A 10,022-nucleotide genomic window follows, 5' to 3' on the forward strand; every position below is an offset into this window, starting at 1 on the left:
CAACTGGCGGTATTCCAACAGAACGCATGATGTTGGTTGTGGGATTCCCACAAGCGGGCCGCCCTTTGGGACGGCCCCTACGTGCGGTCCTATGGGACCGCTGTGGCTTGCGACCTGCGTTAATGACCCCTGCATCAATCTGTATGATTGGTGCAAAACAACCCCATTAACCGTGAATAGGACATGGCCGATAAATGTGGAACGGGCGCCCCACGTGGCGCCCCTACGAAAATGGGTATAAAAACATGTAGGGGCTCGCACGTGGCGAGCCCGCCCGGAATGATGGGGGTAAAACGTTCATCCGTCGTGAAAAGGAGAGAAAATCATGGATAAATTAGATGTTGTTAAGAAAATTCAGGAAATCGGTGTCGTCGCTGTCGTTCGAGGCAAGACACCGGAAGAAGCGATGATGATGTCCGAAGCCTGCATCAAAGGTGGCGTCACGGCCATTGAACTGGCTTTCACGACGCCGCGGGCTCATGAAGTCATCGAAGCCCTTTCCAAGAAATATGCCGATAATCCCGACGTCCTCATCGGCGCCGGTACGGTCCTCGATGCCATTACGGCCCGCATCGCTATCCTCGACGGCGCCCAGTTCATCGTATCGCCGGCCCTGGATGTAGAAACGATTAAGCTCTGCAACCGCTATCGCGTGGCCGTCATGCCGGGGACGACGACCCTCAACGGCGTCATTACGGCCCTGGAATACGGTGCTGACGTCGTCAAGATCTTCCCTGGGGAAATCCTGGGCATGAAAGCCATCAAGGCCATCCATGGTCCCCTGCCGCAGGCTCCGCTCATGCCGACAGGCGGTGTCAATGTAGAAAACGCCGGTGACTGGATCAAAGCCGGCTGCGTCGCCGTCGGTGCCGGCGGTGCCCTCACAGGCGGCGGCAAGACGGCCGATGAAATCACGGCTACGGCCAAGAAATTCATCGCCGCCGTCCAGGCTGCTCGAATTTAAAAGTTTATAGTATAAAGTTTGTAGTTTGTAGTTTTTTGGTTTTAAATTTTTACCCATCCACTACAAACTAAAAACTGCAAACTTAAAACTCAAAAAGAGGCTGTCGCGCGTGCGCAGCCTCTTTTTTTACAATTGTTTACACGCAAAGGAAAACGTTTAAATAGAGAATACACTCGTTTTAAAAACGTGATAACCAAGCGGGCGACAAATATTTAAATCAAAATAAATAAGTTTAAAATAGTTCAATAAAACATATAATATGTAACCATTGACTTTACAATAAAAATGTCGTATGATAGGGATGTAATCAGGATAATTCTATCCTGGATGTTTTGATTCGTCATTTATAGGAGGTTTTTTAAAATGGATGCAAAAACAGTAGAATTCGTTACGGCTAAGACACATGATTTGATGGCAGCTCCCAGCTGCAATCCGACGCTGAAAACGGCCGCTCAGGCTTGGCTCGATGCTGCCGATAAAGACGCAGCTGCGCCGGCTTATATCGAAGCCTTGAAGCAGGGCGTTTCGACCATCGATGAACTCTTGGCCTTTGCAGCTTCGGAACATGCTGTCCAGATTATGGGGGCCGATGCAGCGAAACAGCTCTTGGCTCACGCCAAAGATATTCAGGCCAAAGGGGCTAAATTCTGTGACTGCCCGGCTTGTACGGCTGACCTGGCTATCCTTCGTGAATTAAAAGCCATTTAAGGAGTCTTTCATATGCAGATTTCCAGTCGATTTACCATGGCCGTCCATACCCTGCTGTGCATCGATTTCTTCGGCAAAACGGAAAAAGTGACGAGTGATTTCATTGCTGCCAGCGTAGGGACGAATCCCGTCATCATCCGCAAACTGCTTATCCAGCTCAAAGCGGCCGGGTTGATCCAGGTCAAGCGCGGGACCGGTGGTACAGCGTTGGAAAAACCGATTGCTGACATTAGTTTATATGACGTTTACCATGCCGTAGATTGCGTTGGCGGCGACTCGCTCTTCCATTTCCACGAACATCCCTGCCCGCAGTGTCCGGTGGGCAAGACGATTCATGCTGGCCTGGACGACAGGCTGCATCAGGTGCAGGATGCCATGGAGGATAAGATGCGCAGCATCTCCTTGGCCGATGTAGCGGGAACGATGCGGGACGTCTTTGCAAAACAGGGCTGAGTCCGGCTGAAAGAGAGGCTATCATGGCAAGGTCTATCTTTTTATTCGCTCAATGGTTCATTGCCCGGCGCAGAACCTGGCTTCGGATCCTTACCTGGATTACCCGGTTCGGCTACTGGCTGTTCATCCTTTATGGCCTTATCGAATGGTTCCGGCCGCGGCCGGTTTCAGAGCAGATTAAACGTCGGAAGACATTAGTTTACTGTCTCTTTTCCGTCATCGTGGGCTCTTCGGTTTCCTGGGTCATCGGTAAAATCTGGCATCGCCCCCGGCCTTTTGCCTGTGGTGACGCGGCGCCGCTGGTAGCGCATAAGGCCAATGCGTCCTTTCCCAGCAATCATTCCATGAACAGTCTGGCCATTTCCCTGATGCTACTGGCCCGGCACAACCCCTGGGGACTGCCGGCCCTGGCCTGGACAGGCGTCCTGGCGTCGTCGCGGATACTCAGCGGTCTCCATTACGTCAGCGACGTCGTCGGCGGCTTCTTCATCGGAGCTGCGGCCAGCCATGTCGTTTACCATAGTAAACGTTGTTCACAACTGGCTGATCACATCCTTTACTATTGGCACGTCGGGGCCACGGTCGTACAGACTTGGTGGCGCAAGTGCTGATGGGCTGATAGGTGCACGGAGACTTTAAATTTAAAACCATCCGCTAACTGCTAACGGCTATCTGCTGACTGCTAAAAAAAGAGCTGTCTTCATAGGACAGCTCTTTTTTTATTCCAAACTGTCATAGCATCGCCACATTTCTATGGTATACTAAAGCAGAAAGAAATGGTTTTAATTAAAACTATTTTTAAGGAAAGGTGAGTTGTGATATGCGAGGTAGAAATAAGATGTGCGCAGCAGCGCTGTTTTTCATGATGACTAGCGGCCTGGTGTTGGCGGCGGATACGACGGAAGCAGAACCGGTACAAGCCGTAGCGGCGGCTACGCAGACTAAGGCTAAAACGGCCCAGGCTGCTCCGGTGCAGCAGACGTATAGCCTCGATTTGGATACGACGAAGTATGAAAAGAAAACGATGACAGTCGACGGTAAGAAAGTGGCTTTCCGGGCCTATGAAAACCGGGTGTATGTGGCCCATCCTGTCGATACGACATACCAGTCCATGAATATATACGTTCCCGAAGGATACTTTAATGGCAAGACGATCAACGGCTATACGGCGAAGACAGCTCCGATTTTCCTGCCCAATACAGTCGGCGGTTATATGCCGGGGGCACCGGGGCAGCCGTCTGAAAATGATCGGATGACTGGCGGTGCCAATGCCATGCTCGTCGCCCTCTCCAAAGGCTATGTCGTCGCAGCTCCGGGAGCCCGTGGACGGACAACTCAGGCTGCTGACGGCACGTATACCGGCAAGGCTCCGGCACTTATCGTCGATATGAAGGCCGCTGTCCGTTATTTGCGCCATAATGCAGGGAAACTGCCTGGTGATACGGAAAAAATCATTTCTAATGGAACCAGTGCCGGCGGTGCTTTATCGACGCTCATCGGGGCGACAGGCGACAGTAAGGACTATGAACCGTATTTGAAAGCCCTTGGCGCGGCTGATGAACGGGATGATATTTATGCTTCCAGCGTATACTGCCCGATTACCGACCTGGACCATGCTGACATGGCTTATGAATGGATGTTTAATGGTGTAAACACGTATCATCAGGGAAATATGGGTGCTATGAAACCGCCGGCAGGTAATAGCCAGGCTAAACCGGCAGGCGTCGTTACCAACCGGCCTGACAATGCACCGGTCGAAGCCGCAGCCGGGACGGAAATGACCGCTGTCCAGCAACAGGCATCGAAGGATTTGAAAGCCATGTACCCGGCTTATATCAATAGTTTACATCTCGTTGACAAGAATGGGAAAGCCTTGACCCTCGATGAAAATGGACGAGGCTCCTTTGCCGATTACATTAAATCGATTTACATGGCTTCGGCACAGAAAGCCCTCGACAACGGCACCGATTTGTCTTCCAAGACATGGCTGACCATCAACGACGGCAAAGTGACCGACATGGATTTAGCCGGCTATGCTGTCGATGTAACCCGGCTGAAGGCAGCCCCGGCCTTTGATGCGCTCGATATGAGCAGTGCTGAAACGGAAGAGTTCGGCACGGCAACTGTCGATAAACAGCATTTTACAGTATACATACGGCAAAGACCATTCGACCATAGCCGGATCGGCTCTGGCCGATAAGGACATCGTCAAGACGATGAATCCCCTGAACTACATCGGCAAATCCGGCGTCAAGACGGCGCATTACTGGCGTATCCGCCACGGCGAAGCCGACCGCGATACGACCATTGCCGTACCGGCAGTCGTCGCCCTGCGTCTGCAGCAGGCCGGTTATGATGTCGATTTTGCCTCTCCCTGGGCCCGCGGCCATGCCGGCGATTACGATTTAGACGAGCTCTTCGCCTGGATGGATGCCATCGGTCATAAAAACTAGTTTACCAGAGATTATCTTCTTCGTTAAACTTCCATGTAAACGGTTCGGATGTGATTGTCATGTCCGGATCGTTTTTTATGTCTTCTAAGCACGAGACGGAACATTCGATGTCTTCCAGTTTCAGTGTGTTCTTTATGCGGACGATTTTAGCCTGGTTCGGGTCGGTCAGGAAGGCGTGGGCCATGGCCATTTCGATGGCGTCTTTATCGCTGTTGCCATACAGGGGCAGGAGGGCCATGCGGAAGGACTTGGCCGTAATGCAGTTGGTATAAACGGAAGCGAAATCCATCTTGTTTACGAAGCGGTAACTGACGATGTCGGCCATACCGCAGCCGGCACCATTGCCATGGGAAGCCTCGGTTATATCCAGGATGACGATGCGTTCGATGTCCGGCGCTAAGGCGCGGAAGGCCGGTTCCTGACTGAAGCGTTCCGTCCGTCCCGTGATGTTCGGGTCCATGCCGGTACCGCTGATTTCCTTGCCGATTTCGTCGACGATGAGGACGTCGATGTGGGGCAGTTTCAGCCGGGGCATTTCGGCTTTGGCCATGGTCTGCAAGGCAGCATCGCGTTCAAAGAATTTATCTCTCGGGATGACTTCCAGGGCGGCGATGTCATCGCTGGGGCTCTGGACCATGCCGACGGAGAAAACGACGTTTACATGCTGCAAGAAGGCTTTCGATACGCGTTCCAGGTTGGGCCCGAAAGCGTCATAACCCCGGCCGTGGAAGGTCGAAGCGCCTTTGTGCTTGCCGCAGCCGATGCAGATCATCTTCAGCAGACCTGATTCGTGTTTATATTTGAAGTGTGTATGCGGTTTAATTTTGTTGAATAAGATGATGCCGTCGGCTTCGTAGGCGTTTTTATCGCAGTAGACCGGGAAGCCATCGTCTAAGGTAGCGACTTCGACGACGTCCATGGTGGAAAGGACGGGGACGCCTAAGTAGTCTTCATTGATGCCGAACTGAGCTAAATGGGCCTTTTGGCCTTCAGCGGTGGCTCCGGCATGGCTGCCCATGGCCGGGAAGACGAAGGGTTTGGCGCCCCAGGCCTTGAGCTGGTCGCAAAGGGCTTTCATGATTTCCTTGTAGTGCGGGAGCCCGCGGCTGCCGGCTGTGATGCCGATGCGTTTACCAGGCAGGCTGGCCGTCGTCTTTTCCTCGAGAGCTAGGAGCTGTTGTTTCAATGTGCCCACAGGATCGGCTAAATCTTTATGGGGGAAAGCCTGGTGGACTTTGACCATCTGCGGGATGACGATACCGTCGGTCAGGGATTGCTTGTCGAGTTTGGGAAAGAACAAAGAAAGGACCTCCTTTAAAGTGGACTCGCAGGATAGTCTGCGGGATACCCTTATTATACGCCGTTAGGGGAAAAGAAGAAATATGCAAAAAAAGCCCTCGTACCAAAAAATGTATTGTGTACGAGGACTTTTTTTGAGGATTTTGTCGAAATTTTAATGAAATTCTAATGTAAGCGGCATATTCCTTACTTGCTTTCGGCATCTTCCGGATTGAACTTGGTAATCAAGATGTGGCGGACGAAGATGGCGATCATGGCGATGAAGCAGAGCAGGCCGAGGATATCAGCTGTAGACTGGAAGTCTTTGCCGACCAGGGCCAGCGGGTTTTCGCTGCCGCCGGAAGTAACGGAAACGACGATGAGCAAGGCGATGATGACGCCCATGAGGCTTTCGCCGACGATGAGGCCCGATGCAAAGAGGACACCGCGATGATTGCAGGCTTCTACGTCTTCTTCTTCGTGGCCAGGGCTGCGGCGGGCAGCGCGGGCTTTCAGGGACTTATGAATGAGATAACCCATGACCGAACCGATGACCAGAGGGATTTCCAGTGTCGGCGGCAGGTAAATGCCCATGCCGACAGCCAGCGGCGGCAATGCCAGGGATTTCGTGTTTTTCGTCAAAATGAGGTCGATGATGATGGCGGCGATACCGACACCGACACCGAAGAGGATGTAGTTCCAGTCGAGGCTGGCACTGAAGATACCTTGGGCGATGGTCGTCATCAAGGTTGCCTGCGGAGCTGCCAGGGCCTGGGTCGGATCCATGCCGGCACGGGGAAGGGCACCGGTAAAGCCATAGGCCTGATAGAGCAGGTTCAGGACCGGAGCGATGGCGAAGGAGCCGATGATCGAGCCCAAGATGAGGGCGACCTGCTGTTTCCACGGCGTAGCGCCGACGAGGTAGCCTGTCTTGAGGTCCTGCAGGTTATCGTTGGAAATAGAAGCGATGCTGACGATGACGCTGGTGATGAAGATAGCAAAGGCCGTAGCGAACTGCGTGCCCTGCATGGTTTCAAAGACACCGGCCGAAGAGCCGATACCGAGGACGACCAGGGACGATACGATGATGCCCAGGATGCCGATACCGGAAATCGGGCTGGCCGACGTGCCGATGAGGCCTGCCATGTAACCGCAGGCAGCAGCGACGAAGAAGCCCATGAGGATGGCGACCAGGATGCCGACGACGATGAACATGAGCGTTACCGACATGGAAAGGCCGGCGTTGCTGACGAAGGTGTAGAAAGTGATGAACAAGCCGATAAGGATGGCCAGGAAGACCAGGCCGACCGATTTCGGCGACATGTCGATGTCCGTATGATGGAGCATCTTCTTTTCTTCCGTATCGTTGGCGCGCAATGCGTTGATGGACATCTTGATGCCGTCGACGACCGGTTTGGCCAGGCGGATCAAGGTCCAGACAGCGGCGATACCGATGCAGCCGGCACCGATGAAGCGGACTTTCTGAGCCCAGATGGCCTTAGCGAAAGCGGCGGCACTCTGGCCTTCAGCCGGCGTGATGACCGACGTCAGATAGGGAACGAAGACGTACCAGGCCAGGAGCGTGCCGACTAAGATAGCCATGCCGCTGGCGATGCCGATGAGGTAACCCGCGCCGAGGAGGGCTGTCGAAAAGCCCAGGGGAATCTGGGTGACGGCTTTGCCGAACGAGAGCCAGTAGCTGAATTCGGAAGAAACGACGTGGAAGCCGTTGGAACAGAGACTGAAGAGACCAGCCAGGGCCGTGCCGCCGACGATATCTTTCATGCCTGTTTCTTTTTTGCTTGTGTCTTCGCCGTTGGCTTCTTCCTTGCGGATTTCACTGCCGACTTTCAGGATTTCAGCAGCAGCCCGGCCTTCCGGATACGGCAGGTCGCTGTTGACGACCATAGCCCGGCGCAGGGGGATAGTGAACAAGACCCCGAGAGAGCCGCCGCAGGCGCAGAGCAGCAGGGTCTGCCAGAACGGGAAGCCCTGCCAGTACCCCAGCATGAGCAGGCCCGGCAGGATGAAGATGATTGCAGATAAGGTGCCGGCAGCAGATGCCTGCGTCTGTACCATGTTATTTTCCAGGATGTTGGAATGTTTGAACATGCGCAGGATTGCCATGGAGATGACTGCAGCCGGGATGGACGACGAGAACGTCAGGCCGACTTTTAAGCCCAGGTATACGTTGGAAGCCGTAAAGATAACGGTGATCAGGGCGCCGAGGATCATACCGCGGGCCGTCAATTCCGGCATACTTGGGTAGTTCACAGTCAGATTTGATTGTGGTTTCATAGAAAAACCTCCCAAATAAAAATTAAGCAGTACTAAAACGTACAACTTCACTGACGCTTATATTATACTCAATTTTTTTGCATTCGTCATATATCAATTTGTACACTGTACGCGGAAAAACAGCTGTATAATTACTTTTTCGCAAGCAAAAATATACACATGCGGATAGTAGCCCGATGCGCCTCGTCCGTGGTATAATAAATAAACGATTAAGCAAGTCAATCGCAGAGACTTTTTGAAGGGAGCGTTTGTCATATGAACGATCATGAAATCATTGAAGGTGTCATCCACGAATTTGCAGGACTGGCCAAGCATCCGCGTCCGTCCCACCATGAAAAAGGCGTCAGCGATTATATCGTCAGCCGTCTCCATGAACTGGGCGTTGCCGATGTAACACAGGACGAAGTATATAATGTCATCGCCAATGTTCCGGCCAGCAAGGGCTGCGAAGATTGGCCGCTTACGGTCCTCCAGGGCCATATGGATATGGTCTGCGTCGCCAAGCCCGGCGTCGATTTCGACCCCTTGACCAGTGAAATCAAACTGGTCCGCGAAGGCAACATCCTCCACGCCGATGGGACCAGCCTCGGTGCCGATGACGGCATTGCCGTCGCCTTGGCGCTGTATCTCATCCAGCAGGATATCCAGCACGGCCCGCTGCGCCTCATCTTTACGGTCGATGAAGAAACGGGCATGACCGGGGCTACCCATCTGGATCCGAAATACGTCCAGGATGTGCAGTACATCATCAACTGTGACTCTGAATACATGGATGTCCTCTGTGTCGGCTCGGCCGGCAGCGTCCATACGCATTTCAGCCGGCCCATCCACTGGCAGGCTGCTGAAGGTAAACAGGCGTTTACTATCACAGCCAAAGACTTTGCCGGCGGCCATTCCGGTGAAACCATCAACGACGGCAAGAGCAACGCCATCAAGGCCCTGAGCCTGGCCCTCCGCCGCATTGCCCAGGCCGGCGTATCCTATGTCCTGGCATCTATCACGGGTGGCGTAGCTGCCAATGCTATCCCGTCGGAAGCCTCGGCTGTCATCGTTGTCGACGATGTAAACGCAGGTGAAACGGTGAAGAAAGCCGTCGGCGAAGAACAGGCCGAAATCGCGGAAGTGTATGGTGAAGTCGAAAAGAACGCCCACTTCCTCGTCGAAAGTGCCGACGTACCGGCCCAGACCTTCTCGGCTGACGATACGAAGAATCTGGTCAGCCTGCTGAACATCCTTCACTGCGGCGTCTTCGCCATGAACCAGCTGCTGCCGAAGCTGCCGGACCTGTCGGCCAACATCGGTACGATCCGGACTGAAGGCGACCATGTCGCCATCCAGTATTTCCCCCGCGCTTCGGCCGATGCCCGCCTGCGCGAATTGATGGCTATCCTCCCCGTTTATGCAGAGTTGACAGGCTGTGACATCGAACTGGCTTCGCCGGAACCGGCCTGGACGGAAAATCCGCACAGTAAACTCGTTCCCCTCGTCGCTGACGTTTACAAGGAAGAAGCCGGCAAAGAAGCCCGCATCGAAGCCATGCACGGCGGCCTGGAAACAGGGTACTTCTTCTCCATGAACCCGAAACTGGACATCATCTCCGTCGGCCCGACGACGCATGACATCCACAGCGCCGATGAATCGGTCGAACTCGATACGGTAGCCCTCCTGACCCGCATCGTCGCCAAGACATTGGGAAAATTAAATAATTAGTGGCTAGTGGATAGTGATTCGTGGCTCGTAGGGGCTTGCATGTGGCAAGCCCGTTCCTGGATATATGTGATTTCCCAGTCAGGTGTCATGGGCGTCATATAAATACCCAGCGGGTCGCCCACGTGGCGCCCCCTACAGTAAAACTTAACAAAAAGAGG

Annotated in this window: 9 protein-coding genes; 7 read left to right on the top strand and 2 right to left on the bottom strand. The window is 53.6% G+C overall.

What is annotated here, in order from left to right:
- The first annotated feature begins 325 nt into the window (after positions 1 to 325).
- The 6 genes from WMO23_RS09875 (at position 326) to WMO23_RS09900 (ending at position 4,578) form a co-directional block, all read left to right on the top strand.
- Positions 326 to 964 carry a bifunctional 2-keto-4-hydroxyglutarate aldolase/2-keto-3-deoxy-6-phosphogluconate aldolase gene (locus tag WMO23_RS09875; protein WP_298674721.1) on the top strand — a complete coding sequence of 213 codons (639 nt, stop codon included), beginning with the start codon at positions 326 to 328 and terminating at the stop codon, positions 962 to 964.
- Between the two features lie 363 nt (positions 965 to 1,327).
- Positions 1,328 to 1,672: a molecular chaperone Hsp90 gene (locus tag WMO23_RS09880; RefSeq protein ID WP_292106669.1), complete on the top strand. Its 345-nt coding sequence runs from the start codon at positions 1,328 to 1,330 to the stop codon at positions 1,670 to 1,672.
- 12 nt (positions 1,673 to 1,684) lie between these two features.
- A complete protein-coding gene (locus WMO23_RS09885) occupies positions 1,685 to 2,125 on the top strand; it encodes an Rrf2 family transcriptional regulator (RefSeq protein WP_292106671.1) in 441 nt (146 codons plus the stop codon).
- Between the two features lie 23 nt (positions 2,126 to 2,148).
- Entirely contained in the window at positions 2,149 to 2,736 is a 588-nt protein-coding gene (locus tag WMO23_RS09890) for a phosphatase PAP2 family protein (protein WP_292106673.1), read from the top strand.
- A gap of 251 nt (positions 2,737 to 2,987) precedes the next feature.
- The gene (locus WMO23_RS09895; RefSeq protein WP_292106674.1) at positions 2,988 to 4,325 is read left to right on the top strand and encodes a subtype B tannase; all 1,338 of its coding nucleotides are present in this window, start codon (positions 2,988 to 2,990) and stop codon (positions 4,323 to 4,325) included.
- A gap of 16 nt (positions 4,326 to 4,341) precedes the next feature.
- Positions 4,342 to 4,578, top strand: a complete 237-nt coding sequence (locus tag WMO23_RS09900) for a hypothetical protein (protein WP_292106677.1) — start codon at positions 4,342 to 4,344, stop codon at positions 4,576 to 4,578.
- 1 nt (position 4,579) lies between these two features.
- Here the strand turns inward: WMO23_RS09900 and WMO23_RS09905 are convergent, their stop codons facing one another.
- Both WMO23_RS09905 and WMO23_RS09910 read right to left on the bottom strand, forming a co-directional pair.
- Positions 4,580 to 5,878 (bottom strand): nickel pincer cofactor-dependent isomerase, group 22, encoded by a 1,299-nt coding sequence (locus tag WMO23_RS09905; RefSeq protein WP_292106679.1) that lies wholly within the window; start codon positions 5,876 to 5,878, stop codon positions 4,580 to 4,582.
- A gap of 185 nt (positions 5,879 to 6,063) precedes the next feature.
- Positions 6,064 to 8,154, bottom strand: a complete 2,091-nt coding sequence (locus WMO23_RS09910; RefSeq protein WP_292106681.1) for an OPT family oligopeptide transporter — start codon at positions 8,152 to 8,154, stop codon at positions 6,064 to 6,066.
- 255 nt (positions 8,155 to 8,409) lie between these two features.
- Between WMO23_RS09910 and pepD the strand changes: the two genes are divergently transcribed.
- Complete coding sequence (gene pepD, locus WMO23_RS09915) at positions 8,410 to 9,864, top strand: beta-Ala-His dipeptidase (protein WP_292106687.1); 1,455 nt, start codon at positions 8,410 to 8,412, stop codon at positions 9,862 to 9,864.
- Positions 9,865 to 10,022: the final 158 nt, after the last annotated feature.

Source organism: Megasphaera intestinihominis, from assembly GCF_040096415.1.
Taxonomy (GTDB): Bacteria; Bacillota; Negativicutes; order Veillonellales; family Megasphaeraceae; genus Megasphaera; species Megasphaera intestinihominis.